We start from the raw sequence: 26,022 nt of genomic DNA on the forward strand, positions 1-26,022 counted from the left end.
CCGTTTGGAAGCCCGTCCTTTCCGTTCTTTTCCTTATGGTTCCCAGGCACCGTCACGGTCAACGCCATAGCCGTCCGGCGTCTTCTCGCTCTGGTACATGGAGCCATACGGCCTTGCAGCCGTCCCGTTGTACGTCCAGCCGCCTGTCTCTTCGTTGTAGCTCCACGTCTCCGCCTGCGGCGTCGGATTCAGGTAATACCACTTTCCTCCGATGTACTGCCAGCCAGTCAGCATCTCGCCGGAACCTGGCTTTAAGTAGTACCACTTTCCATCCTGCTCATCGAAGTGCCAGCCCTCAATCATCGTGCCCAGCATGCCGTCGGACGTCCGGTGCAGGTAGTACCATTTTCCCGCTGCCGTATCCAGGTACCAGCCATAGCGCATGATCCCGGCTGCATCAAAGCTGAACCAGCCTTCCTTCGGCTGTCCGTCCACCGCATATGGGTTCTTCACATATGCCCACTGGTTCTTCAGTACCGTCCCATCATTCAGAATGAATTTCCACTGATGGTACTCCGGCGACGTTACTGGTGTAGCGCCTTCCGGAACGGCCGTGCGGATGGCGATGTTCGTGTTCTGCGGATCCACATGCACCCAGTTTCCGTTTAAGCCGACGGTGTAAACGCGGCCGGAGCTGTCGCTGTCATCGTCATCCCCGTCATCATAGGACGGTTCGGATGCAAGCTTCTCGTAATACACTTTGATTGCCACATTGCCCGTCAGGGAATCGCCTTTTACCTCCCCTTCCGTACCGGCAATCCGGTACCCATCGACTGCCTGATTTGCCTGTCCGCTTACGTCGTAAGGCTGGCCGGCAGGTTTTTCAAGGGATACCGGTGCTTTCAGCTCGTGGCCGGTCCCTTTTTCCAGGTAGCTTATGGTAATGGTGTAGGTGGCTGGTGTCTCCGCATTTTTCGTGTAGTAAACACGGATAACAACATTTTCACCGCCGATGGTTCCTTTGGCCTGTCCCTCAACCCTGGCTCTTGTGTAGCCGCTGACGGCAGCTTCCGTCTCTTCTTCCACATCATAAGCCGCTCCGTCTTTGATCGGGCCGGTCACATAGGCAGCCATAATGTCTTTTCCTGTCTCCTGGTCGAGATACCGGACTGTTACGGTGTATGTCTTCACCTCCGGCTCCGGAGACGGTTCGGCATTCTTTTCGTAGTAAACCACGATAAGAACATTTGCATTGTCTATGGTGCCTTTGGCCTGGATCTCACCGTCGCTTCTCGTATAGCCCTCCACGGCGATTTCCGTGTATTCTGTCACGTCGTACTCTGCGCCGTTTTCCAGCAGGCCTGTCACATACGGGTCATGAATTTCTTCGCCGGTCTCTTTGTCCAGGTAACGCACGGTGACTGTGTATTGATACGGCTCAGGAGTGATATTTTTTGTGTAGTAGGAAGCAACTGCAATGTCCTCCTGGCCCATGGTGCCTGCTGAAACGCCGGCAATCTCTTTGAAGGTATAGCCAGGAATCGGCTTCTGCGCCTCATCTGTCACATCGTAGGCAGTACCTTCTGCCACGTTCTTCTCATAGGGCGCGATTCCTAGAATCGGCTCTTTTGTGTCAGCATCAAAGTAATTGACAGTCACCTTGTGAGCCGGAACCTCCCATACAAGGGCAAACGGGCTGAAACCGGCGCGCTCCGTCTCAAATCGGATGCCGTTCTCTGTCATCCGGAGCGTTCCGTCTTCTGCACTCTTGATCTCGATTCCTGTGTTCCGGATCGCCTCCTCCACGGCTGCCTGGCCGCTGATGCCATATTCCCTGTGCAGGTCTGTGTAATGGACAAGCTTAAAATCTGTGTTTGCATCCGTTCCGTCCGGATATGGGAGATAAACGACAGAACCGTAGCTTGCAGCAACCCATGCATTTCCGTTGTGGGCATCCACAAGGTCAAGATAATGGAACTCATACTTATACCCGTTACCGGATGCCGGGGTGCCGAGTTCTTTCTCCGCCCGCTCTTCCATCAATTCCTGACGGTTGTCGCCTTCCTCGAGAAGGAGGCTGTCATCCAGAAGGGAGATGCCGCTGGTATCGGTAATTTTTCTCTCGGCATCGTTGTTGACGTAATATGTTGAGGAGAGGAATCCTAAGTATTTCAGATCCACCACGGTCGCGTGTTCAACCGGCGCCGCCGGCTCCTCCTCCACCTTCGGATAGGTAATCGACCCATCCTGGGCCTCGGAGATGTCCTGCGTATGGCGGACAATCAGCGTTCCTGGTTCCATTTCCCCGGAAACATCATTGCCATTGATGCGGATCTTCGTGGCCGGATCCTTCAGAATTAAATGTGCCTCATATTCACCGGCAACCGTATCGTCCTCAACGGGGGTTCCGTTTTCGTCCAGATAGTTTACGGTGAAAAGGCTGATAAGGGCTTCCTCCGGATTTTCCGTCACTGCTTCCCCGTTAATTTCCACATTTTTTATTGCATCCAGACTGTTTTTCAGCGTAAGCATCGGGAATCCGCCGTCATCATACGTTTCATTATTCTGGCCGCCGCCGGTATAAATCGTCGTATCATCCGGTGAAAGCGTGTATTCTGTGTTGTTCACGAATAGCATAGCATACGGCGTTCCCGGCGTGAGGTCTTTCATGGTTACGTCAAGAACATCCTCATTCTCAATCTCTTCCAACCGGAGCTCTGCATTTTCCGCTGGTGTTCCGTCTTCATTCAGAGGGATGCAGGCAATGAAGAGGCCGGTTTTCCTGACCGATGAGGATCTGTCCATCGTAAAGTGAAATTCCTGTGCGGACGGAAGAATCCAGAGGGCATTGGAACCAACCGCCGTCCAGCCAGGATATTGTTCGGCAAGCAGTTCTTTTATTTTGCCATTCGCTTCTGTTCTTGCCTGGCCCAGCATGACGTCTGCATAGTTCTCATCCAGGGTGAGCGTGCCCAGAGACAGCTTCACCGTGCGTGCCCCTTTTAACGTCTCTGCATTCAGTTTCAGGCGTTCATACGCATTCCGGGAGTTTCCGCCATAAGCGTAGATCTCTGCGCTTCCGTTTCCCTCAATGGTGCCGCCTTCGATATCCACGATAGATTCTGATGCTGAAATTCCCTGGAAATAAAGCCCATACGTCTTATTATCAACAAGCTTTCCGCCGTTCATGATGAACGTGGCCGGCCTGGGCTTGTTAAGCTTGCCATTAGTATCTAGCTTTCCGCGGCAGTTTACGCCATAATTAAAGTTCGAAATGGTTCCGCCGTTCATGACAAATTTGCTCTCTGAAGCATTGATATAAACGCCGTCCCCGCTTCCGGAACCGGTGACAGCCGCCGGTTCATGCATCTCCAGATAGGCGCCTCCGCCGGACTGGTTAATGATATAAAAGGCATGGCTGCACGTATTGTCCTTCACCGTCCCGTACATGTAGACCCTGGAGGAATTCGATGTATAGACGAGGGCATTTGCAGCACCTCCTTTTGCTGTACAGTTCTGAATCACCCCGGTCTCGCCGATGGTCGTATTCTGGGCAAAGCCGCCGATGATGTAATCATTTGTACAGAATTCTATCGTACCGTTTAAAAGTTCTTTTCCGTAGTTGGAATAAAGCGCTGATATCCCTTCCACGTTTTTCATGACGGAGCCGTCCTTTGCTTCAAAAGAATATTCGTCTCCGCTCTCACCGCCGTTTGTACGGACAGCGCCCCGGCCAGTATTATGCTCACCTCTGATGCCGTCGATGACACCCGTTTCTCCCAGAATGGCTTTTCCGCCGTTGCGGACGTGGACTGCGGCGCCTTCCATTCCATACCACATATCCAAGTCTCCCTCAATCCGGGAAATCGTTCCGTTTAATGTCACCTCGCCGCCGTCGATATAAACAGCACGGCCAACCATCCATTCGTCTTCGGAAGCGCCTCCAATGTAAGCGCCTTCCTCCATTTCAAATGTACCGCCCTGCATCCAGACAGCGCCTGCCGGGCCAAAATCCGTTGATCCGTCTTTCTCTCTGTCCGTGATGCTGTCGTCAATGATCTTGCTTCCGTCTTCCATGATAAGCTCGCCGCCGGAAATACGGACTGCCGACATGCCGCCGAAATTCTTTAAGACGGCACCGTCACCGAGGGTGATCGTTGCAGTATTATTGTACGTGGCAACGATAGCATCCTGGACGATGGTATCGCTTGAAATATCGCTTACCGGTGCCTGCATGAAAAGGCTTCCCTCATGTCTGCCTGCATCGTCAAATATGATGTTCTCAAGCGTAAGGGAAGAATTCATCGAATCCGGAACTCCGCCTGCTTCAATCATGGCCGGATTGTACCAGCTACGATTATCATCGGACTGCATATCAAAGTCCTCGCCCCGCGTAACGGTAAACGGCTCGTCCCCGTCGCTTGTGATCGTCAGGTGCTTATTAAAAAACCTTGCCGGTTTCGTCATGGTGAAATCCCTGAGCACATAGATCACCGCACCATCGTCTGCTTTCTCCACGGCTTCCTGCAGCGTCATGAATTCCGTGTCCTCACCGCCTGCCTCTGTCCTGCATACGGCGTCTGACGATGTCGCAGCCTTTGTCTGGATGGCTGACACTGGCACGTTTGGAACGGCCTGCGTTTTTTCTGTCTCCTTTAAGGTGATTTCAACTTCGCAGTCTGTTCCCACATCTTTTACCTTATACTTCCGGCTTTCCCCTCCCAGAAGGCTCCTGCTTCCTTCCAGTGCGTCTCCATTGACCGTCACGCTCTCAATTTCCGCTCCAGCCTCCGGCTTAACGCTGAAGGTTAAGGTTTCTCCGGCCTTTACATGATCCGGCCCGTCAACCTCTGCCATATCTTCCAGTTCTTCCGGAAGAACGGAATATGTAACTTCATATTCCGGCTGCGCCGCGTCGGAATCCGTCTTTTTTGTTTCCTGGGTACGGTTTCCAAACGCGTCCCCGGCATTCGCCAGGGTTCCTTTTCCGTTTCCGGCAATCCCGACTGCCGCAAAGCCTGTCATGGCATTGTTTAACATCAGGGCTGCTGCCAGAAACGCAGCTAAATACTTTTTACCCATAGGTTCTCCTTTCCCCCCTGACGGCCATATTTCTCTGCCGTCAGATCATATTTTATCCCAGAGGATTTTCTCCCCTGCATTACGGCGGCAGCCCTCAAAATCCGCAGGCAGTTTTTCCGGCCATCCCTCCGTATAAATAAAAAGCGGCTCTCTTCTGGCTATACGCCAAAAAATTTCCACTTCTTATTTCCCCATTTTTTCATCTCCTGCCGCGCAGCCGCAGAAAATTGCTTCCGCTGTCTGCCTTGCAGTTACAGCTTCCTCGTATGTCTGAAATGTACCGAGATGGTACACTTTCCCGTGGAAGCCAATGGACGCCCGCCATCGGTTCATACCCTTTTTATAGACGCCTTTCCGGCCGCTGGTATTGTTAATATAGAGCTTTCGCCCCTCAATCCGCTGCCTGCCGTTTTCTGCATCCGCCGGTGCCTTCTTTTCTCCGCAAAAACCGCACTTTTTGAGATGTCCCTGCTTTAGCTGTTCCCTGCGGCACACCATCCAGTTCCCGCAGTCACAGCGGCAGAGCCAATAATCCTCTCTGCCGTCTTTTCCAGGTACAGCCCCGACCGCCGTCAGCGTTCCGAACCGCATGCCGGATATATCCACCAGAATTCCTGCCCGTACCTTCTTCCGGTAACAGCCGCAGCTCTTCGTATGCCCGTTTTTCAGATGGGATTCTTCTACATCTTTCTCCTGTCCGCAGTCACAGCGGCAAACCCAGTACCGATGTCTCAAGTCTCCTTTTTCGCTTCTTTTTACAACTGTCAAGCTCCCAAATCTCTGCCCTGTTAAATCCTGTTTCATGGCCTCTCACCCCAACTGCCGGATAATCCATATTATGAGATGCTGTCCTTTTCCCGCGTGCCGCACCGGCATGGCAAAACGGCGGCAAAATGCCTGGAACTGGAAAAATTACCATTTTTTTCCTGATTTTTATTGAGGTTTTGCGTCTGATGTGCTATTCTAAATATATGGCAAATAAGATTTTAAAAGATTTGTTGTCTAATATTATGTTTATGTCATTTAAAAAGCATGACATAATATGGAATATGAGAACTTTTATATGTACAATACTTTATTTTTCTCTTTTTGGTTTTGTAAATTTGTCAAATCCATCATTTCTCTATACGAATGGTAAGAAATCATATATCATTTCTGTATTTACGAACGTAAAAAAGACCCCATATGGTTTCCCATGCGAGGTCTCTCTTACAAATTTTCATAATAAATGCCTGCCTACTTCGCCCACCCCATATCAACCTTCACCTGATCGCCTTCCTCTACGAAATGAAGGAACTGCATATGGTTTGCCGCTTCCTTGTTACCGTTTTCATCGGTGGACACAGACCAGAAATGGACGGCGGCCCAGTCTCCGCTCACGAGGATGTTGTTGATGCGAACGCGCTGTTCCGAACCAATCGTCTCCTTTACAGCTTCTTTAAGGCCTGCCGCGTCATAGTCTTCGCTTCCCAGATGGTACTCGGCGTTCTCCGTATAGAAGCTATCCGCTCATGCTTCCCAGGCATCATATCCGCTGTTCCAGCAGTCAAAATCATTGAGAATCGCTTCCTTCATCTTCTTTCCGATCTCTGTTTCAATGGGTGTCGGATAGAGAACCGGGTATTTCTCCTCCAGATTTTCCGTGTCGGGAAGCTCTGTCTGAATCAGTTCCTCCATAAATGCCTCCTGAGCTGCCTTTTCCTCGTCGGTCTGGAAATTCATGATCCCGGAATAGCCGGCATTTTTTACGCCGCCCCACCCCTCGTCGACTTTCACGCCTTTTTCTCCGAAATCCTTAAAGCGTGCAAATTCCATCGTCGTGCCATAGCTCGTCTCACCTGTCTCCCGGTCCGTGCTGATGGTTTCATACCGGATTGCCATCCAGTCTCCGCTTAAAATCATGTTGTTGAAGTTCCCCATCTGGATATCCGATGATTTTAGGGAAATGTTCATGGCCTGCTGGTATTCCGGGAGCGTCAGGCGCACGCCGTTTACATTATAAATGGAATCTTCATAGTAAAGAACCTCACCCCAGTGCTCCCAGGCTTCATATCCCATGTTCCACCGGTTGAACCCGTTGAGCATGCGGTTCTGAATTTTTTTCTCCATCTCCGTGTCCGCAGGCGTCTGGTACGTGATCGGAAACGCCTCAATCAGCTTCTCCGTCGGCACATTGTACTCCGGATCCAGCTCGATCACATAGCTGCTCTCCTCCGACGGCACGGATGCATCAACTGTCATGTTGCTGCACGCTGTCAGTGCCAGGCTGCCAACTACCAAAACAAAAATTGCAAACTGTCTCTTTTTCATATGATCCTCCTTCACTTGTATTTGCTGCATCTGCCGGGTTTTCCGGCCGTGATTATGGTATAACGCAGTGGTGTTAGGGGAGTGTTAGCCCTTTGTTTGGAAATGGTTAGATTTTATCTGCCAAATGGAAATTTCCTAACGAACACCTAACAAAATCATGGTAAGATGGTATTTAAGAAGACTGGCAGGAGGTTTGCAATGATACATATACTGGTTTTAGAGGATGACAGGGATTTAAATGATGCCGTATGCAGGCATCTGGAAACGAGGGGCTATAGCGTCACCGGCTGCACCGGAGCCGACGACGCCTTCTTTGTCATGGAGAGCAGGCGCTGTGACCTGGTGATCTCCGACATCATGCTTCCGGGAAGATCCGGCTTTGATTTCGCCAAAGATCTGCGCCAGATTGATCCGGACATTCCGATTCTTTTCATGACTGCTTATGACGATATGGAATTCATGCGCCGCGGCTATCAGCTTGGCATCGATGATTATATGGTAAAGCCCGTCAATCTGGATGAGCTTGTCCTGCGAATTGAGGCACTTTTGCGCCGGGCGCACATTGCGTCCAAGAAACGCCTCTGCATCGGGAATCTTGAACTCGACGAAGAAATGCTGACAGCAAAGCTGGACGGGGAGCCGGTTCCGCTGACGCTTCGGGAATTCCGCCTTCTGTTTACGCTTCTTTCCTACCCGGAGCGCCCATTTTCCAGGGGACAGCTCTTAGAATGCTACAACGGGCTGGACAATGAGAGCACGCCGCGTTCCGTGGATGTATTTATCACCAGCCTCCGGGCAAAATTTTCCGGCTGCACGGCATTTCGGATTGAAACCGTGCGCGGGCTCGGCTACAAGGCGGTGCTGTTATGAGGCGGCCAAAGGATCCCCGGATCAACGCAAGCAGTATTTCTCCCAAAAGCTACCTCTTCACATTCCTTTTCTGCAACGGGCTGTGCGCGGCACTGGTGGAAATCTATACGCTTCTTCATGCCAGCATGTCTGCCTTTGGACAGGAAGAAACCATGGCGGAAGCCATGGCCATTGCCCTGGGCATCGGCGGATATGTCCTGTTTGCCAGCACGCTGCTCTCCATGGTAATTCTCTTCTGGCGCCGCTTTGTGATGCTTCGGAAGGTGGAAATCCTGAATGAGGCGGCGCGGAAGGTTTCCGCAGGCGACTACACGGTTCGGATCCCGCCGCAGCGAAAGGATGGGAAAAAAGATGAATTTGAAGTGCTGTATGATGATTTTAATTCCATGACCGAGCGGCTCGGGAAGAAAACCGTTCTCCGCGAGGACTTTCTTTCGAACATCTCCCATGAATTCAAGACACCGCTCTCAGTCATCAACAACTACGTCACAATTCTGCAAAGCGGCATGCTCTCGGAACAGGAAAGTCAGGAATACATGGAAAAAATACGCCTTGCATCGGTTCAGCTTTCCAATCTGGTGGGGAACATTCTTCAGATCAGCCGGCTGGAAAACGGGAAGGTCGTTGTCCGCAGGACAAGCTTTGATTTGAGCGATCTGATGGCCCGCATCATTCTTGGCTTCGACCAGGCCATGACAGAGAAAAAGCTTCATCTGGAAACAGACCTGGAGGAGGGGCTTCTCCTTTACAGCGATGAGGGACTCCTTGGCATCGTGTTCAGCAACCTTTTGTCGAATGCCGTCAAGTTTACGCCTGGAGACGGTACCATTTGGATTTCTGCCGCGGCAGATGGAACTTCTATCCGTGTTTCGGTAAGGGACAGCGGATGCGGCATTTCTGCCGAGGAAAAAGACAGGATTTTTGAGAAATTTTACCAGGCAGATCACTCCCATTCCACAAAGGGGAACGGGCTTGGGCTTGCCATGGTAAAAAACATTCTGGAACTGTTGGAATGTGGAATTGATGTCCAGAGTGAACCGGGGAACGGAGCTGAATTCATCCTGAAAATCCCGGCATTCAGGGAAGCGGAAAATGGGACTTCTGAAAGCTGAGGAATGCCCTCGGAGCAGATATGGGACTTTGTCGGTTTCTCTCCTTTTTTGTTGAAATTTGCTTCCAGATATGTTAGACTTTACTCACAGAAAACATCCATGACAGGAGTGGCATGCCTCATTTCATGGTTCCCTTCGCAATAAGGGGCAGTGAAAGGAGGTGATGTGTATGACGCCGTATGAAACCATTATGGTTGTTCTGGAAGTATTAGAGTTACTAATCTCCATGAGCGGGCCGTTCATTGCATTGCTTACCTATCTCGATAAAAGAGATACGCGTAAGAAAAAATAAAATGCCCACCCTGTCTGCCAACAGGATGGGCGGTGTCCGATAGGACACTAAATCCAAACTATGAGGCATCCACTTTTGGAGTGGATGTTTTCTCTTTACATCTATATTATATCCAATATACCTTTAAAGTTCAAGAGGGGTTTGGGAATTTTTTAGCCGCAAGTGTTGCAAAAACGCTTGACCACAACACTGCACACTTGATCATCTTCCAGCATTTTCATCTTCATAATAACTGACAATCTCCTGCTCCAATTTTACATCCCTCTCCAGCATATACTCTGCCATTTCCCCATACACCGCATGCGTTTCCAGCGCCCTAAGCCGCAGCCTGTCCTGTTTCGTCAGGGGATGGAGGCAGGACTTGAAACGAGGGTCTTGAAGCTCAGCGCGGGACATACGGTACATCTGAAAGGGAATACCGGTGACACGGCATAAGTGCTCATGGATATAAAAGCCTCCGGCGTCAATGTCTCCGAAATGGAGAAAAGTCAGGCCGGGATTACAGGCGTAAATGGTTTTGAGAAAGTCCCGCTGATCCCGGGTGGCATACCCGCCCAGGTAAAAAACGGCCCGATTGGCAGAGGATAGGCGAAGCCAGGAGGTGTAATTTTCCACGGTCATAAACGCCGAAGCGCGGACATGAATCCGCTCTAACTCTTTAAGCTGCCCGGCAAAAAATTCGATGCCGTCTTTAAGAACGCTTAAATCCAGATCTTTTCCGCCGGTTCGCAGCACCACATCTCCCTTGATGCACAGTTTCTGCTTTTCCCTTGTGATGTGGTACTCCTCCAGAATTTCATCCTCCAGCTCATCTTCCTCACAGGGACGACCAAGGGAATCGCGGAGCACTCTGCATACGGGATAAAGGGTATTGTCCTCTAAGTATTTTGAATCGCCGTAGATCAGCATGGAGGCTTCCCGCAGATAAAGGTTTTCTTCATTATTTTCGATGAAAACCAGGGCTTTGAGAAGCTCCTCGGTCTGGAGATATTTCTGTGGAATCCGATTCTTTTCCAGGCTTTGACGGAGCTTTTCACATTCCCGCTCTGCTGCGGGAGAACGGCCGCCGTATGTGGAAATCAGACCCTCCACGTACCGCCTTTTGGAGGATTTGGATTCGTAGCGTCCGGTTTCTTCCAGACAGCGCTCGATCTCGTCGATTTTGCTGTCATTCAGATAAATGCTTTCGATTTCATTGCTGAAGCCTGCGGTTTCAAAGGTGAGGAAGCCTTTTTCCTGGCAGCGGGCAGCCGCCTGGTTGACCGCCTGGATCTCCTCTGGATCGCCGTCATTGCGGCTGTACTGCTTGTAAAGCAGGGACGGGCTGATTTTCGTCCGTCTTGCAATGACATTAGTGCCCTGATCCTTCTTGCTCTTTCTGTATTTGTCAGCCAGGGCCGCCAGCATCTTTTCTTCGTAATTCGTCATCTGCCATACCCCTTTTCCTCATGAAACTGCACAATGCCCAGCCGCATACAGTCCATGCGAACCCGGAGGGCGGGAAGGATGACCTCACATTCGTTTCCGATGGATTCGGTCTTATCAGGCGAGCAGAAAATCACCTGAAGCTTCTGGCTGCGCATAAAGTCCAGCATCAGCTTGACATTTCCCGGATCCATTTTCGCAAAGGGTTCGTCAATAAATACCAGGCGGGTGGAATTTACCCGCTGATTATAAATCAAAAGCAGGGCTGAGGACAGGATCAGCAGATAAGGAATCTGTACCTCTGCACCGGAGTTATAGCCGGTCTGACGTGACAGCTTTGCCCGATCCAGAATCTGGCTGCTGACCAGGATCTCGTAGGTCATATAGTTCCGGTAATCGGCAAAGCGGGCAATGGTTTCCTCACTGTTTTTCTCGATAATCCGGTTGATGATGCCCTTCATCTCCTTTTCCAGCTCCTCGCCTTTTTCATCGGATATGGACATCATTGCGGAAAAGGTCATCTGCCCATCCTGACTGCTTCCAAGCTGCTCCCGCTCATCCAGATACCGGGCGTACTCGATGACCTTGGCGTACTCGGAGCCGTCCCGGACGAAATGGACGTCAAACTGGTACTTGGACGCAAAATTCAGCTTGGCCAGCTCACCGTTAATCTGCCGCAGGTCATCTCTGGCCCGCTCGCAGGACTTCAGGATCGTGAGGACAAATTCATTTTTAAAGATGTCCTCATAGCACCGGGTCTGCTCCTCCAGCTTCTGACGGATTTCCTGGAGGTTGTCCATCCAGATCCGCTCACGCCTGGCCGCGTACTGCTCACGGCCTTCGGTTCCTCTGGGCAGCATGTTTTCGGAGTGGCGCACATTGTACTCGGCCTGCTTCTGCATCAGCGCATCCTTATGCTGCTCGATGCTCCGGCTGATTCGCTTTCGCGTATCCTCAATCAAAAGGCCGCCAATTCCTTTCCCGCCGGCTTCCAGATATTTTTCGTAGGCTTCTACTGTGCGCTGAACCAGACTGTAATGCTGAACCTGGTATTCCTGGAATTTCTCCTCCTGGATCGTCAGCTCGCCGGATCTGGCGGCAATCTTTTCGCCGCACCGCTGGATTATGGTATCCTGTGCGGCCGCCTCCTGCACCCTGCTGCTGCATTCCTTCTGGGCACCATCCTGCTCATCGGTAAGGCGGCCGACCAATTCGTTAAGCTCTATAAATTCCAGGTTATTCCTCTGGGCCTTTTTCAGACTTTCCAGTTGGGTCTTGGATTCTCTGGCCTGCTTTGCTGCTTCCTGGTACTTCTTATGCGCGTCATAATCGTATTCACGGAAAAATTCCCGATTCTGCGCCAGCCTGCTCTTCTGCCCTTCCAGCTCCTTTTTGTGCCCGAGCGCCTCTTTTTTCTCTGCATTGAGGCGCTCAATCTCCCGCTCTGCCCGAATACGGTTTAATTCAAAGGTTTTCTGTCCCAGATAGTAGGAACGAATTCGGTCAAACCGCAGGAAGTAGCTGTCCATGGCCACAGACACACGGCCCTCCCGGGAAATGGCATTTTCATAAAGCTTCACTTCCTCAAGCTTTACCGCATGGATCCTGCCCAGCTGAAAGTTAAAATACTGCTTTGCTACGGGATTTTTTATTTCCAGCAGAAATACGGCGGAATCCTTCTCCACATCCACTGTCCTCTGCATCAAAAGCCTGGTATTAAACAGATGAGCATACCGGTATTCGGAGCGATTCAGCACATCATCGGCAATATCGTAATACTGAGGCTCCACCAGGATCGTGTAGCGGCGCGGGCCAAGGAAGGCCTCCAGGGCATCACGCCAGGCCTCATCCTTAAGTCCGATCACATACTCACAGGCAAACTGGGCCTTGGAAGCAATCTTTCGTTTTTCGAATTCACGGTTGATCTCATCCCGCAGGCCTACATAATCGGGGATCTGGGCGTAAGTATTCCGATGCTTTTTGCACTCCTCGATGATTTGGTGCTGCTTTTCCAGGCCGCGGTTTCTTTCCTCAAGAAGGCGCTCAATTCCCGCGATCTGTTTCACCAGCTCTTCGTAAAACTGCTCTGTTTTCTGCCGGAAGCTTTCCACCGCCGATACTTTTTCTGCAGCGGAATATTCCTGCTGACAGAGGGAGGCCAGGATGCTTTTGTCTTCGCCTGATGCAGAAAGCTGAACCAGCATCTCGCTGATTACCGTCTGGAAATGCTCCAGCCTCCGGCATTTTTCCGTCAATTCCGTTTTCTCGGCCGTCAAAGTCTGGTAACGGCGCTCCTCTTCAGCAATCATGCGGGTGCTGTCTAACTGCTCCAGACTTACCTTTGCCTGAATCAGACGGGCGTCAATTTCCTTTTTCTTTCCATCGAGAATCTCCAGCTCCTTGTCCAGATCGTCCTTTCTCCGGGCAGCCAGAGTACGGTCATTTTCCTGGCGGGCAATCTCCCGCTGAAGGTCCTTAAGCCTTTTGTAGACAATGCGGATATCATCAGCCAGAAGGCGGTTTTTCTCCGATTCCCAGACATCATATTCATTAAGAATACTGTCCAGTTCACCGATCTCCTGCTCGATGACCTGGAAACTTTCGTTGAGCTGGCTGATGTTTTCCTTCGCCTGAATCAACTTCCCGAAATCCACGTTTCTCTGCTCTAAGACGCTTTCCCGGATAAACTGATCAATTTTCGCATCCGGGTCATAGGACATGATTCCCCGGAGCTTTCGCAGATAGGTAGAGAGCTGGCTGAGGCTCAATTTGAGGCCGGTCATCTGCAGGAATTTCTGCAGTCCCTGCTCCCGGTTCATCATGAGCAGCTTGTATTTTTTTTGGAGGCCGGAGGCGCTGAATGGCATTACAACGCCATCCTCTTCGTAGGTATGTGCCATCTGATCCAGACCCATCCGATCTGCTGCGTAGCGGTAGGTCTGACAGTTATTTGCCGGGTTTGTCTCGATGACTGCCCCAAGGATAAAGGATTTTTCTTCCACATCGTCATAGTATTCCAGCGCGATGTGGCTGTACACATAGGGCACCTGGTCAGCCGGGCGCATATAGGTCCCGGCCGTGGCATCCAAAAGCCCGCGGGTATAGGAGGACAGTGTCCGGCTGCCCTTACTTTCCGAAGATTTGTTGAACACCACATCCCCGTAGGCGGCATACTTGATGGCGTCCAGCATCACGGATTTTCCGTTGCCGTTTTTGCCGGCAATCAGGGTGAAAAAGCCTATGGGCGCCGTCTCGTTGGAAAAGCCGTACCAGTTAATCAGCCGTACTTTTTTCAGTAAAATCATACGCCCTCCTCCTCAAAATCCTCTGGATAAAGAGGCTCTTCCCCGGTTTTATCAGGAAGTTCCTTGTCCTCCTCGGCCTCCCGTTTTATGTACTCATCTGCCACTGTCTGAAACTGGGGCAGATCCCAGCCAAACTGCAGAGAAGGATAAAGGCGGATCTTCATGTCCTCGCCCTCTTCGTCATCATCAAAATCAATCAGGCTGTATTTTTTGAACAGGCGAAAGGCGGCATTCAGCTCCGTTCGGGTTACGATTACCTGGTAGGATTTGATCTTGTCGATTAAGTCACCCTTCGTCACATAATTTCCCTCACTGTAACCAAGATTCTCCAGATAAACCTTCCACAGCACCAGCAGAAGATGATACTGAAGGGCGGTGAAGGTGACTACATTGGCCCGTTTGAGTCCCACTACATCCGCGTCCTCCTCGCTGGCCACCAACATGCATACGCCAACCTTATCATCCAGAATCAGGTCAAAGCCCATCATCCGCAGGTATTCGGAAATATCCTGCCGGTTTGATTCACGGGAGACAAACTGATAAAACCGCTCATCCTTGTCCCGCAGGATGAAGGTGGACTCCAAAAGCTTGCGGATGCACCGTTTAAATAAATGGCTGTTTTCTTCTTTTACTGCAATATGCAGATTGATTTCTCCCATTGTGCCTGCCCCCCTATTCTGTCCTGTCTTTTCGCTTTATGGTCACGCGGCTGATTCGTGCGGCCTCAGTCTCTACCATGCCTTCTCCAAACTCCACCTCATAGGGAAATCCCGCTGTCCCCGAATAAATGATGCTGGCGGCAATCATAGTGGCATCATCCCGGGTATGGACGCCGCACTCCTCCACAGTAATCTTCTCCCGGCCGGCCAAAAGAGACGTAAAATGCTTTTCCACATGATCCATGCTGTATCGGTCAGGTGTTTCCGTGAGAAGCTCATCGGTCAGGCGCTGCTTTTCTTCCTGGGTAAGGTCATCGGCCAAAAGCCCCGCATTCTTCGGGTTCGGATTCCGCTTCCGCCGCCGTTCAAAGGACTTTCGTCCCACGTATCCTATGCTTTGCAGGCGGTGGGCCTGAGACAGCCGGCCAATCGCCTCCCCGCGGTCCTCCTCGTCCATATCCTTCAGGAAAAGAAGAAGGCGGTTTAACTGATGCTCCAGATTTGTATTTCCGCTTAGCACCATCATCATCCGCGTAGAATACAGGTTGTAATAAGTGTTGATTTTCCGGTCAATATAGTTCATTTCCTGGTCATATTCCAGATTGATAAAGCTGTCCAGCTCACCAAACTGCCGCTCCACTTTTTCCCTGGACTGCGCCTCACTCACATTCGCCACCCGGATATATTCCTGAATCATACGGTCATAAAGCTCAGACCGGCGCAGCTTCCGCAGCATCCGGTCAATGTCAGAAATATAGGAGGGAATCAGGCCGCTCTTCTTGATAAAAAAGTAATCGTTGAAAAAGCGGCTAAGGAGCTCATCCTTAATCAGATACTGGCCAAAACTGTTGGCATCTGCCATCCGCATCACCGCCCGCATGATCTCCCGGATACTGTCCTTGAGAATCAGCAGCTCATTCTTTAAGTCGCATTCATTTTCAATCAATGGTACAAGGATATTCAGATACGGCCGCATGGCTCTGGCGCTGTCCTTGCCAAAGGCTGACCGGAGAATTTCATACATGGAAAAAATGTGATTGGTGATGGCGCCGTTGGCATCCCCGTCAAAGATCTTGTGAATGGCATCAATAAGCTTCCGGCAGTAGGCTGACACGGAGGCAATATTGTCCCCGCTGCGGCCGATTTCCTGAGGTGTAATCCAGCCGCAGGCCCGGAAATACCGCAGGATTGCTGAGGCATTTTCCTGGGGTGTGCGGCCGTTTCCAATCTCTTCGCCGATATTTTCCGTCTCAAGGGAATAGGCGCAGTTCTGGAGGTAAAGAATCAGCGTATTCCGCGCATCCGTCTCGTAAAGGACGGGAATTTCCTTTGATTTTTCGATAAGCTGGGAAATACAGTCAAAATAAACCGCCCGGTTGCGGCAGCAGAAGGGATTGAAAAATTTATCATTCAGGGATTCGAAAAAGGACATTCGGTACCTCCTTGCATATATGGCATAGTATAGCAGAATCCACTGGGAAGTTCCAGTCGATTCTGCGGGAATCTTGTCTTAAAATATGCATTTCTGTAAAATTATCAAATCGTCTGGCAAAGATTCTGGCGAAAAAATGCAGTGGAAGGCTGCACGACGTAACAGAAGGCTTGAAAAGACCTGCATTTTAGAAAGAGAATGTAGAAGAATTATATGACGAGATTCTGATGGCAGCGAAAGCGTCAATGGAAGATGGAAAAGGATATGAATATCCGGCAATTGGGCATGTGGTTGGACTGGATGGAAAAATACGAGAAGAGAGGAGACGGCTATACATGGATGGATACTTGAGAGCGGGGAAGAAATGCCGTCGTACCTACTTAAATGCCATAAAATAAAGTAATAAAAAAGCAAGGAAAACCTTGCAAAATAAAGAAATTTCTATTCAGAATTAAACTGGCAAGCGGCAAACTCTGGCGGTTCGCCCTGTCGAATTTCCTCATTTCATGTTGGAAATCTCTTTCGGGTATGATAAGATTTATTCACGGAAAACATCCACGACAGGAAGTGGCTTGCCTCTGTTCATGTAGCCCTTAGCAATAAGGGTGAATGAGAGGAGGTGGTGCATATGACGCCGTATGAAACCATTATGGTTGTCCTTGGAATTTTAGGTTTACTAATTTCCATGAGCGGACTGTTAATTGCACTGCTTACATATCTCGATAAACGGGATAAACGTAAGAAAAAATAAAATGCCCACCCTGTCGGCCAACAGGATGGGCGGTGTCCATTAGGACACTAAAAACATTCTTCGAGGCATCCACTTTTGGAGTGGATGTTTTCTTTTTCACTTATATTATACTCAATGTAACGGAAAAGTTCAAGTGGCTTATTGGAATTTTTCATCCTTTACCAATAAACTACCTCTTGCCCGGAATACGTGGAACATTGGTGCTGTTAAACAGTTATTCCGCCTTTATCATCTGCTCATTGCAATCCATACAAAGGATTCTGACCTCTTTCGTGGCCCGGACGCTGTTCCCACATTTGGGACAGTAATGTTTGAAGCAGTTTTGCAATCCACTTTCCCTTTGGCAATCTCCAACTTTATTCCACCCTACCCGCCATCCTCTCCCCCACCCCTCTCACACCTCCCGGCCCCATGATGAAACACGTTTTATTTTCTGGTATTTTTACGCCCAAATCGCCCGGAAATCATGCTCCAACCCCACATTTTGGAACGCAAAAAAGACCCCATATGGTCTCCCATACGAGGTCTCTCTCTCAAATTTTATTTTTCCGTTTTGAGTAAAAATTTGAGTAAAACTCTTCTCAAAACCGCAAAAACCCTTATTTTACAAGGCCCTATTCACAAGTATAGGGCATCAGCGCAAGGTGTCTTGCTCTCTTGATTGCTACGGTAAGAGCTCTCTGATGCTTTGCACAGTTGCCTGTGATTCTTCTCGGAAGGATTTTTCCTCTCTCAGAAACGTATCTCTTTAATTTGTTGGTGTCCTTGTAGTCGATCACGCCGTTCTTCTCACCGCAGAACACGCAAACTTTTTTTCTTCTATGCATTCCGCCTCTTCTAACCTTGGAAGAGTCAGATCTGTCGCCCTTGTTAAATGCCATCTCAAATTACCTCCTGTCGGATTTAGTTGAACGGAAGTCCTTCGTCCTCGACCCCGTCCGGAATATTCATAAAACCGTCGCCGATGGCGCTGGACGGAGCAGGTCTCGTCGCCTGCTGATATCCGCCGCTGCGGCCCATGCTTCCGCCGAAGCTGTCTCCGCCGCCCTGTCCTTTGCTGTCAGCGAACTCCTGGTCGTCCACGATCACATCGGTCGTGTAGACCTTCTGGCCATCCTTATTTACATAGCTGCCTGTCTGGATCCTGCCGCTGACAAGAACCCGCATGCCCTGGCGGAAATACTTTTCTGCAAATTCACCGGCCCGGTCAAATGCCACGATGTTGATGAAGTCTGCTGTCTGGCCCTGATCCCCGTCCTGGCTGCGGCGGCCTCTTCTGTCGACTGCCAGCGTGTACCTGGCGATTGCCATGGAACGCTCGCCCTGGGAATAACGGACCTCCGGGTCTCTGGTTAATCTGCCCATAAGGATAACTTTATTCATATACTCACTCTTTCTTTATTCAGCGTCCTGTCTCACGCAAAGATAACGGATCACCGGCTCCATAATGCGGATATGAGCCTCTACCTCGTTCGGGCACTCGGAATTTCCCTCAAAATGGATGAAGTAGTAGAATCCCTCTTTCATCTTCTGGATCTCGTAAGCAAGTCTCTTCTTGCCCCACTCTTCCACGTCCGTAACCGTGCCGCCGAAACGTGTGATGTAGCCCTTCACCTTCTCAAGTGCGGCTGCTCTCTCGTCATCCTCAAGCTTTGCGCTGAGAACAACTGCTAATTCGTATTTGTTCATAAGTTTCATTAACCTCCTTGTGGTCTCTGGCCCCCGCATTTCAGTTACGGGAGCAAGGAAAACAGTTTGTCACAGTTTTATATCATATCAAAAAATCCCAGGAAATGCAAGCATTTTTGCCGCAAGTTTTACTGAGTTTTTCCCGCTTCCTCCAAATACACAATCCGTGTGCAGATTTTTTCAAGCAGCTCTTCCGAATGGCTCACGGCCACAAGCCCCATGTTCCGTCTTTTCGTCTCTTTCAACAGGAAATCCCAGATAATCCCCTGGGTAATCAGATCGAGCATCGTCGTAATCTCGTCAGCTAAAAGAATTTCTGTCCGCTTTCCCAACGCCCTGGCGATGCAGAAACGCTGGAGCTCACCGCCGGACACCTCCGACGGATATCTGGAAAGCCACTCCTCTTCAATTCCAAGCCCTGTCACGATCCGCTTTCTTAATTCCGGCCCTTCTTCCGGCCAGTCGCCCTCCGAAAGCACCGTGTAAAGCCGTCTCCTGGGATTGACCGACAGTTCCGGGTGCTGCCAGATCATCTGCACCGGGCAGTAGCCGCCATATTCCCCGATGGGCCGCCCGTCTAAGAAAACCTCTCCGGAATCCGGCTTTTCATAGCCCGCCAGGATTTTGCAGAGCGTCGTCTTCCCATACCCGCTTGGCGCCATGATCCCGACCCGCTCGCCGGATTCTGCCAAAAAATCCACATGGTTTAAAATCTGCCTGCCGCCGTTTTCATAGCGGAAGGAAAGCTCTCTCGCTTCCAGCCTCATCGTCCGAATTCCTCTCTCATCTGCGTTAAAATATCGCCCGTATCACAAAGCCGCTCCCCGTCTGGCGTCCAGTTCTCCGGCATGGAGCGGCAGAGCGCCCTGGCGTAGGGATGGGACAGCCGTTCCTCATGATAAAAATCCTCGGCCGCCGCTTCCTCGATGGTTCGGCCGCCGTAGAGCACCGTGATTTTATCGGCCGTCTCCCTGGCCAGTTCCAGATCATGCGTAATAAGGAGGACACCGGCGCCCTCGTCAGCCAGCTCCCTAAAATGCCCCATGACGCGCCTCGCCGCCTCCATGTGAAGGCCAGGCGTCGGCTCGTCGGCAAGCACAAGCCGCGGCCGCTCCATGACGGCGGTGGAAATCAAAATGCGTCTCGTCATGCCGCCGGAAAGCTCAAAGGGATATTTCTCTTCTGTCCCCGGCTCCAGCCCGTACCGGGAAAACACCTGGCGCATCTTTAATACCGTTTCCAGCTTCCTGCTCCCTTTCGTCACCTGTTTTCCCACCTTCATGAGGGGATCCAGATAGGAAACGCTCTGGGGCACCAGCACAAGCTCGTGCCCGCGCAATGCCTTCAGCCGCTTTTTATCCAGGATTTCCCCGTCATAGCGGATGGTGCCATCCATAAAAGCATTGTAAGGAAGAATCCCCATAACGGCATGAGCAAGCAGGCTTTTCCCTGAGCCGCTGGAGCCGACTACCGCCGCAATCTCCCCTTCATGGATGGTGAGGTTCAAGTCCTCGACGCCGTGAACCATTCGCGTCTTAAGCCCCCTGTCATGCTGGCGGAAGAAGACGGAAAGGTGTTCCACCTTAAGAATCTCATTTCTGTTTTTCTCCATGTCTCCTCCTTATTCATGGACGCTGCCCGGGTCGATGATCCGGCAGACCGCCTGGCCGATATAGTGGAACACCAGCACCACCGCCACAAGAAGAAGCCCCGGAAACAGGGCGAGCCACCACTTTCCCATGGCGAGATATTTCATGCTCTCCGCCAGGATGATACCGATGGCCGGCTGTTCCGGCGAAAGGCCGAAGCCCAAAAACGTGATGCTGGATTCATGCAGGATCGCATGGGGGAACTGCAAAATCAGCCCCGTAAGGAACTGGGATACCAAATTTGGCACCATATGATGAAAGGCGATATACATCCGCCCTTTCCCCAGCTTTTCGGCCGCCTTCACATACTGGCTTTCCTTTAACTGGAGCACCTCGCCGCGGATGAGCCGCGCAAGAGACGTCCAGTGAGTCAGGGAAATGCCGATAACGACGCCCCAGAACCCTTTTCCGCATGCGAAAGAAATCAAGATTAAAAGCAGCATGTGGGGAATCCCCATCACCACGTCGATGAGGCTGATGATGACCGTATCTACGGCCTTTCCCATGACCGCCGCCATAAGCCCCAGAAGAAAGGCGATGACGGCGCTCGCACATGCCGTTAAAAGCCCGATGCGGATACTCATGGAAAGCCCCGTCACCGTCCGCACGAACATGTCACGGCCCATCCAGTCCGTGCCGAAAAGGTATTCGGCACAGGGCGCCAGGTTTTTCCTGGAAAAATCCGTCACGGACGCCTCCTCCCGCCAGGCCCAGCCAGCAAAAGCCACAAAAAGGAGAAAACCGGCTGCCAGAAACAGGAGCGCAAGCGTCCTGGCACGGCGGCCGCCGTATGGTTTCACGTTTCCATTCATCGCCTTGCCGCCCCCTTTCGGATTCTCGGATCCACGGCGCCGTAAAGCAGGTTTGCCGCCAGGTTCCCGGCAAAAACCAGAACTGCCGTCACGACCGTGATGCCAAGAAGCAGCGGCGCATCGCCGCCAAGGCCTGCCGTCACCGCCGCCTGGCCGAGACCGGGATAGGAGAACACCTGCTCCACCAGGACGGAGCCGCCGATGATTTCGCTGACCGAGGCAAACTGGAGCGTGATGGCAGGAAGGCTTAAATTCCGCAGGCCGTGGCGCAGGATAATCGAAAGCTCCGACTCCCCCCGCGCCCTGGCAAACAGCACGTAATCGCTTTCCATAACTTCGATCATTTTTTCCCGCGTGTGCAGGGCGATGGAAGAAATTCCCGTGAGGCTCAAGGCCGCCGCCGGGAGAATGGCGTGATAAATTTTATCGCCTAACGTAATTTCTTCCGCCGCCGCGCCGATGGGGACGCTTAAGCCGATGGGGAAAAGGCCGAGCCAGACGGAAAATACCATGAGAAGCACCATGGCAATCCAAAAGCCCGGCGTGCTGGCGGCAATGAGGGCATAACCCGTCACCAGCTTATCAGCCGCCCCGCCTCGTTTATGCCCCGCCAGGATGCCAAAAAACAGGCCGATGACGCCGGAAAGGAGCCATGCCGCAAAGAGAAGGCCAAGGGAATTCATGAGCTTTTCCCCGATGACCTCCGCCACCGGCCGCCTGTAAAGGAGCGACATTCCCAGATCGCCGTGAAGCGCATCCACGGCCCAGGAGAAATACCGCTCAGCCGCCGGAGCGCCGACGCCCCAGTAGGCCTCAAGCTTTTCAATCTGTTCCGCGCTCATGGCGCCGAGGGCCGCCTGACCAATATTTGTCTGGAGCGGGTCGATGGGCGAAACCGCAAGAAGCGCAAACGCCAGCATGCTCACCAGCACCAGCATGATCGCCATGCGGACAGCCTGCATGGCAAATCCGTATTGTTTCCTGTTTCTCAAAATCAGGCCTCCTCTATTCCCAGCTCCACTGATCCACGTTGTTTACGATGGACCAGCCATGGCCGTGGGGGTGAAGCTTCTGCTCTGCAACATGAAGCCCGTCCCGCACCCAGTAAAGATGATCGATGTTCACGAGCCAGACCCACGGCACATCACCGTCCTGGGTGATGCCGGCTGTCCCGTCCCACTGGGCCTTTTTCCAAAGCTCATAGGATTCCTCAAGATCTCCGCAGGCTAACGCCTCGTCCATGTACTGATCCACGGTCTCATTCGCATACGGGGAATACCTTGCATAATCCCCGTCCGAATCTGTGTGGTAAATGTTGTAAAGTTCCATGGGCGTATGGGCGCCCCAGCCCCACATGAGCGGCGTGGACTGGGCCATGTCATATGCCACATCCCAGCCGACGCCTTCGATCTCCACGGAAATCCCCATCTCTCCGAGCTGGTTGGCCGTCTCCGCGGAGAGCGCCTGGCGCACCGAGTCGCCGGCCGAATAAAGGAGCGTAAAACCGGCCTTCACGCCGTCCTTTTCCCGGATTCCGTCTGCTCCCATGACCCATCCGGCCTCGTCAAGAAGCGCCGCCGCCTGCTCCGGGTCGTATTCCGTCTCTGCCGCTTCATTGTACCATGGCATGCCGTCGCAGACGCTGTACGCCGCCGTACCGTATCCATTCAAGACGTTCTCAATCATTTTCTCCCGGTCGATGGCCAGGTTGATGGCACGCCGCACCAGGATATCGCCCGTAAAATCATTTCCGAGAGCCACGCCGTTTTCGTCCGTCTCACCTGCCGGAACGGCCGGGAGATTGAAGCCGCGGTTATCCACGGTCTTGCAGGAAAAGAGGCTGTATCCGTCCATGGACTGATCCGAGTAGGCCGCCGACGTGTAGGCCAGATCCACCTGCCCCGACATGGCCGCCGCAAACGCCGCGTCCTCCTCCATGAAAAGCACCGTCACCCGCTTCATCTTCGGCGCATCGCCGTAATAATCCGGGTTGGCCTCAAAAATTACCTGCTGGCCTTTGTCCCACTGCTTTAAAATATAGCGGCCGGAGCCGATGGGATTCGTCCCGTAATCCGGCCCGTAGGCATGTTCCGGCACGATGCCGGTGATCGCCATCGTATAGGGCCAGATGGAGTATGGGCGGTTTAAAAGAAATTCCACGGTCACATCGTCCACGGCCCGCGCCTCGTTTAACATCGTAAAGTCGTTGACCGAGCTGGTGTCCCGGAGTGTGTTGTAGGTAAACGCCACGTCTTCTGCCGTCAGGGGCTCGCCGTCCGTGAATTTCACATCGTCCCGGATGGTGACGGTCCAGGTGAGGCCGTCCTCGCTGACCGCCATATCCGTCGCCAAATCATAGCCGATGGTGAGGTCGGCTTCCGTCACCGTCAGCGTGCTCTGGATTAGCGGCTCATGGACATGCTCTCCGGCGCCCCAGCCGTAAGCCGGATCAAAGCCCGCCTCCGGCTCCGAAGTCGGGCCCATGACGACGATGACGGAGTCATTCTCTCCACCGGCAGTAGTTTCCTCCGTATTCTGGCTGCCTCCGGACTGTACCGAAGTTCCGGCGTTTCCCGTTCCGGCTGGCTTCTGTCCCCCCTGATTTCCCGAACCGCAGGCCGTAAGCCCGGCCATAAGCGCGGCGGCTAAAAGGGCTGCCATGGCCGTATGCTTTCTGTTTTGTCTCATCCTTTTCTTCCCCTTTCCCAAGCTGTGCTGCTCTTCTATCCCGCTCTGTTTCGCGCAGGCCTTTCCGCAGGCACAAAAAAGATGCCAGAAAGGCGCACGCCTGCGGCATGCCGTTACCTTCCTGGCAAATTCTATTTTTTACTTTTCGTGTTTTGTTTCGTCTGCTTTTGTCTGGCTGAAAATTCTGTCCTTCGGAACAGGTTCCGCGGCTTCTGCCGCGAGTCATAGAACTATTATAGAAAAAAATGGCAGAAAGGTCAACCGGAAGTTTGGCGCCGGCAAACCCTCGCCTGCTTTTTCTAAATTTGCGATTTACACCAATTCACAGCGTTTAAAAGCCTTTCCGTGACATGTTCATGGTGCCCGTAGGGATCGAAGCCAGCCTGTGTGTGCAAAAACGCGGACGCGATCCGGTCATGTGCCCCGGCGGCGAAAAGCGGGGCCTTGGCCAGTCGGTTATCGTGCTTCGCCCCCTCGGCCGCGCCATTGAGCAGATAAACCTGCGCGCCCGTATTCACAGGCCGCGTCTCACTGAGGAAGTCAAGGAATCCCGGGTACCAGAAAGAGCCGCAGACGGAAAAAACCGCCTGAAAGGCATCCGTACAGTAGAGGCTGTACACAGCCGCAAGCCCGCCCAAAGAGTGGCCGCCATAGATCCATTTCCCAATGCCATACTTCTCAGACAGCAGCGGAAGAACCCCTTCCGTTAAATGTCCGGTGTAGCTTTCGCAGCCGCCGCCAAAGTCCGGCGCTCCCTTTCGCATGGCCGCCGCGGGCCACGGCGTATAGTCATTAAGCCTGTCCCGGGGAACCACTCCAAACAGCCACACATCTTCACACATGGAAGACAGTTTTTCCGCAATCTCCCCATCGTTGAGCAGTACGCCCACCCGGGAACTTTGGGCGGCAGGCTCGCAGACGATCACCTCATAACCGGAAACCGTGCAGCTTTCCATCACTGAACCGCCTCGCTTATGATCTCCATTGCATCAAAAATCGAAGCGCCGTAATCCATCAAAACGTCGTATCCGATTTCAACGATGCGGCCGTTCACGACTGCGGGAACCTCAGAAAGCACCGGCTCTTCCTGCATGGCCTCGATTGCACCGGCATCGGCTTCCTGATTCCTGTCGCTCGTGACATAGATGATAAGCTCCGGAGCCATATTTACCATATCCTCCAGAGAGAATCCGGAACCGCCGGAGGCCACATTGGTATAGCCTAACTCATTTAACATGCTCTCCTGCAAGGCGGATTGATAGCATCCAAAGCTGTTGTCCTTAAAATTGCAGATAATGACAGCATTTTTAAGCCCGTTCTCCGAATCATCCGTATGGACGGCATCCAGACGGGCCGTCAGTTCCTCCACATAGGCCTCTGCCTCCTCCTGCACGTTAAAAATAACGCCCAGATTTAAAATATCGTTGAAAACGTCCTCTAAGGAACGCGGCTGGCTCGTGATGCTGGCGCCCTGCGCGTACACGCTGATTTCTACATCATTCAAATCAGAGATCGTGCCCATGCCGCTTTCCGTGAACATGGCGACTCGCCCCACAATGATATCAGGCTCGTAATCCACGATTACTTCTTTTGAGACGGTCTTCTTATCCCCAATCCAGGTGATTGCGTTAATCTGATCCGCATACTCGCCCGTCACCTGGTTATCCGGGTTGAGCATTCCGACGATTTTGTCTTCCAGTCCAAGGCGGATCAACAGCTCCGCGGAGGAAAGATTGTTGGCGATGACCCTCTCCGGGGCGGACTCAAATGTCTGAGAAATTTCATTTCCGTCCGCATCCCAGGTAACTACGGTGACAGGATATCCATTCTCTGCTTCCGTTTCGGCCGGCGCCTCCTGTTCGGCCTGTTCAGAGGTTGACGGCTCCTCTGCGGATGAAGCGGCGGAACTCGCCGGAGCCTCTGTCTGTCTGCTGCACGCGGCGGCGCTAAATGCCAGGGCCGCCACGCAAAAAATAGCAATAAGTCTTCTCATTCTGATCGTTCCT

The 26,022-nt window shown here is 52.0% G+C and carries 20 protein-coding genes; 3 read left to right on the forward strand and 17 right to left on the reverse strand.

What is annotated here, in order from left to right:
• Positions 1–33: 33 nt before the first annotated feature.
• From KE531_06995 to KE531_07005, 3 genes are all read right to left on the reverse strand, one after another.
• Positions 34–5,022: a MucBP domain-containing protein gene (locus KE531_06995; protein ID MBR9953370.1), complete on the reverse strand. Its 4,989-nt coding sequence runs from the start codon at positions 5,020–5,022 to the stop codon at positions 34–36.
• 183 nt (positions 5,023–5,205) lie between these two features.
• Positions 5,206–5,826 (reverse strand): hypothetical protein, encoded by a 621-nt coding sequence (locus KE531_07000; GenBank protein MBR9953371.1) that lies wholly within the window; start codon positions 5,824–5,826, stop codon positions 5,206–5,208.
• A gap of 705 nt (positions 5,827–6,531) precedes the next feature.
• Positions 6,532–7,332 (reverse strand): nuclear transport factor 2 family protein, encoded by an 801-nt coding sequence (locus tag KE531_07005; protein MBR9953372.1) that lies wholly within the window; start codon positions 7,330–7,332, stop codon positions 6,532–6,534.
• Positions 7,333–7,530: 198 nt separating this feature from the next.
• Between KE531_07005 and KE531_07010 the strand changes: the two genes are divergently transcribed.
• Positions 7,531–8,202 (forward strand): response regulator transcription factor, encoded by a 672-nt coding sequence (locus KE531_07010; protein MBR9953373.1) that lies wholly within the window; start codon positions 7,531–7,533, stop codon positions 8,200–8,202.
• Positions 8,199–9,314, forward strand: coding sequence for a HAMP domain-containing histidine kinase (locus tag KE531_07015; GenBank protein ID MBR9953374.1), 1,116 nt, complete (start codon positions 8,199–8,201; stop codon positions 9,312–9,314). The genes KE531_07010 and KE531_07015 overlap by 4 nt, the downstream gene beginning before the upstream one ends.
• 493 nt (positions 9,315–9,807) lie before the next feature.
• On the opposite strand, the gene KE531_07020 is transcribed toward KE531_07015, so the two are convergent.
• From KE531_07020 to KE531_07035, 4 genes are read right to left on the reverse strand one after another with little or no spacing between them, the layout of a single operon-like run.
• Entirely contained in the window at positions 9,808–11,034 is a 1,227-nt protein-coding gene (locus tag KE531_07020; protein ID MBR9953375.1) for a DUF2399 domain-containing protein, read from the reverse strand.
• Positions 11,031–14,336, reverse strand: coding sequence for a hypothetical protein (locus KE531_07025; protein MBR9953376.1), 3,306 nt, complete (start codon positions 14,334–14,336; stop codon positions 11,031–11,033). Before KE531_07025 ends, KE531_07020 begins: the two co-directional genes overlap by 4 nt.
• Complete coding sequence (locus KE531_07030; GenBank protein MBR9953377.1) at positions 14,333–14,995, reverse strand: DUF4194 domain-containing protein; 663 nt, start codon at positions 14,993–14,995, stop codon at positions 14,333–14,335. The genes KE531_07025 and KE531_07030 overlap by 4 nt, the downstream gene beginning before the upstream one ends.
• 13 nt (positions 14,996–15,008) lie before the next feature.
• Positions 15,009–16,427 (reverse strand): chromosome segregation protein SMC, encoded by a 1,419-nt coding sequence (locus tag KE531_07035; protein MBR9953378.1) that lies wholly within the window; start codon positions 16,425–16,427, stop codon positions 15,009–15,011.
• Positions 16,428–16,654: 227 nt separating this feature from the next.
• Between KE531_07035 and KE531_07040 the strand changes: the two genes are divergently transcribed.
• The gene (locus KE531_07040; protein ID MBR9953379.1) at positions 16,655–16,825 is read left to right on the forward strand and encodes a hypothetical protein; all 171 of its coding nucleotides are present in this window, start codon (positions 16,655–16,657) and stop codon (positions 16,823–16,825) included.
• A 967-nt stretch (positions 16,826–17,792) separates the two neighbouring features.
• Here the strand turns inward: KE531_07040 and rpsR are convergent.
• The 10 genes from rpsR to KE531_07090 all read right to left on the reverse strand — a co-directional run bounded on the left by rpsR (position 17,793) and on the right by KE531_07090 (position 26,009).
• Entirely contained in the window at positions 17,793–18,059 is a 267-nt protein-coding gene (gene rpsR / locus KE531_07045; GenBank protein ID MBR9953380.1) for a 30S ribosomal protein S18, read from the reverse strand.
• 22 nt (positions 18,060–18,081) lie between these two features.
• Positions 18,082–18,561: a single-stranded DNA-binding protein gene (locus KE531_07050; protein MBR9953381.1), complete on the reverse strand. Its 480-nt coding sequence runs from the start codon at positions 18,559–18,561 to the stop codon at positions 18,082–18,084.
• 15 nt (positions 18,562–18,576) lie between these two features.
• The gene (gene rpsF, locus KE531_07055; GenBank protein MBR9953382.1) at positions 18,577–18,867 is read right to left on the reverse strand and encodes a 30S ribosomal protein S6; all 291 of its coding nucleotides are present in this window, start codon (positions 18,865–18,867) and stop codon (positions 18,577–18,579) included.
• 128 nt (positions 18,868–18,995) lie between these two features.
• On the reverse strand, positions 18,996–19,634 hold the full coding sequence (locus KE531_07060; GenBank protein ID MBR9953383.1) for an ATP-binding cassette domain-containing protein: 639 nt from the start codon (positions 19,632–19,634) through the stop codon (positions 18,996–18,998).
• Positions 19,631–20,479, reverse strand: coding sequence for an ABC transporter ATP-binding protein (locus KE531_07065; protein ID MBR9953384.1), 849 nt, complete (start codon positions 20,477–20,479; stop codon positions 19,631–19,633). The genes KE531_07060 and KE531_07065 overlap by 4 nt, the downstream gene beginning before the upstream one ends.
• Before the next feature lie 9 nt (positions 20,480–20,488).
• Positions 20,489–21,328, reverse strand: a complete 840-nt coding sequence (locus KE531_07070; GenBank protein ID MBR9953385.1) for an ABC transporter permease — start codon at positions 21,326–21,328, stop codon at positions 20,489–20,491.
• Positions 21,325–22,266: an ABC transporter permease gene (locus tag KE531_07075; protein MBR9953386.1), complete on the reverse strand. Its 942-nt coding sequence runs from the start codon at positions 22,264–22,266 to the stop codon at positions 21,325–21,327. The genes KE531_07070 and KE531_07075 overlap by 4 nt, the downstream gene beginning before the upstream one ends.
• Before the next feature lie 67 nt (positions 22,267–22,333).
• On the reverse strand, positions 22,334–24,016 hold the full coding sequence (locus KE531_07080) for an ABC transporter substrate-binding protein (protein MBR9953387.1): 1,683 nt from the start codon (positions 24,014–24,016) through the stop codon (positions 22,334–22,336).
• A 299-nt stretch (positions 24,017–24,315) separates the two neighbouring features.
• Positions 24,316–24,972: an alpha/beta hydrolase gene (locus KE531_07085; GenBank protein MBR9953388.1), complete on the reverse strand. Its 657-nt coding sequence runs from the start codon at positions 24,970–24,972 to the stop codon at positions 24,316–24,318.
• On the reverse strand, positions 24,972–26,009 hold the full coding sequence (locus KE531_07090) for an ABC transporter substrate-binding protein (GenBank protein MBR9953389.1): 1,038 nt from the start codon (positions 26,007–26,009) through the stop codon (positions 24,972–24,974). Before KE531_07090 ends, KE531_07085 begins: the two co-directional genes overlap by 1 nt.
• Positions 26,010–26,022 lie beyond the last annotated feature (13 nt).

Source organism: Eubacteriaceae bacterium Marseille-Q4139 (assembly GCA_018223415.1).
GTDB lineage: Bacteria > Bacillota > Clostridia > Lachnospirales > Lachnospiraceae > CABSIM01.

Bases quoted from the DNA above. Each gene is read 5' to 3' on its own strand.
- KE531_07040 (MBR9953379.1), top strand. From the start codon at position 16,655: ATGGCAGCGAAAGCGTCAATGGAAGATGGAAAAGGATATGAATATCCG.
- rpsR (MBR9953380.1), bottom strand. From the start codon at position 18,059: ATGGCATTTAACAAGGGCGACAGATCTGACTCTTCCAAGGTTAGAAGA.
- KE531_07050 (MBR9953381.1), bottom strand. From the start codon at position 18,561: ATGAATAAAGTTATCCTTATGGGCAGATTAACCAGAGACCCGGAGGTC.
- KE531_07060 (MBR9953383.1), bottom strand. From the start codon at position 19,634: ATGAGGCTGGAAGCGAGAGAGCTTTCCTTCCGCTATGAAAACGGCGGC.
- KE531_07010 (MBR9953373.1), top strand. From the start codon at position 7,531: ATGATACATATACTGGTTTTAGAGGATGACAGGGATTTAAATGATGCC.
- KE531_07015 (MBR9953374.1), top strand. From the start codon at position 8,199: ATGAGGCGGCCAAAGGATCCCCGGATCAACGCAAGCAGTATTTCTCCC.
- KE531_07065 (MBR9953384.1), bottom strand. From the start codon at position 20,479: ATGGAGAAAAACAGAAATGAGATTCTTAAGGTGGAACACCTTTCCGTC.
- KE531_06995 (MBR9953370.1), bottom strand. From the start codon at position 5,022: ATGGGTAAAAAGTATTTAGCTGCGTTTCTGGCAGCAGCCCTGATGTTA.
- KE531_07080 (MBR9953387.1), bottom strand. From the start codon at position 24,016: ATGAGACAAAACAGAAAGCATACGGCCATGGCAGCCCTTTTAGCCGCC.
- KE531_07070 (MBR9953385.1), bottom strand. From the start codon at position 21,328: ATGAATGGAAACGTGAAACCATACGGCGGCCGCCGTGCCAGGACGCTT.
- KE531_07090 (MBR9953389.1), bottom strand. From the start codon at position 26,009: ATGAGAAGACTTATTGCTATTTTTTGCGTGGCGGCCCTGGCATTTAGC.
- KE531_07005 (MBR9953372.1), bottom strand. From the start codon at position 7,332: ATGAAAAAGAGACAGTTTGCAATTTTTGTTTTGGTAGTTGGCAGCCTG.
- KE531_07025 (MBR9953376.1), bottom strand. From the start codon at position 14,336: ATGATTTTACTGAAAAAAGTACGGCTGATTAACTGGTACGGCTTTTCC.
- rpsF (MBR9953382.1), bottom strand. From the start codon at position 18,867: ATGAACAAATACGAATTAGCAGTTGTTCTCAGCGCAAAGCTTGAGGAT.
- KE531_07035 (MBR9953378.1), bottom strand. From the start codon at position 16,427: ATGTCCTTTTTCGAATCCCTGAATGATAAATTTTTCAATCCCTTCTGC.
- KE531_07020 (MBR9953375.1), bottom strand. From the start codon at position 11,034: ATGACGAATTACGAAGAAAAGATGCTGGCGGCCCTGGCTGACAAATAC.
- KE531_07075 (MBR9953386.1), bottom strand. From the start codon at position 22,266: ATGCTGGTGCTGGTGAGCATGCTGGCGTTTGCGCTTCTTGCGGTTTCG.
- KE531_07085 (MBR9953388.1), bottom strand. From the start codon at position 24,972: ATGGAAAGCTGCACGGTTTCCGGTTATGAGGTGATCGTCTGCGAGCCT.
- KE531_07030 (MBR9953377.1), bottom strand. From the start codon at position 14,995: ATGGGAGAAATCAATCTGCATATTGCAGTAAAAGAAGAAAACAGCCAT.
- KE531_07000 (MBR9953371.1), bottom strand. From the start codon at position 5,826: ATGAAACAGGATTTAACAGGGCAGAGATTTGGGAGCTTGACAGTTGTA.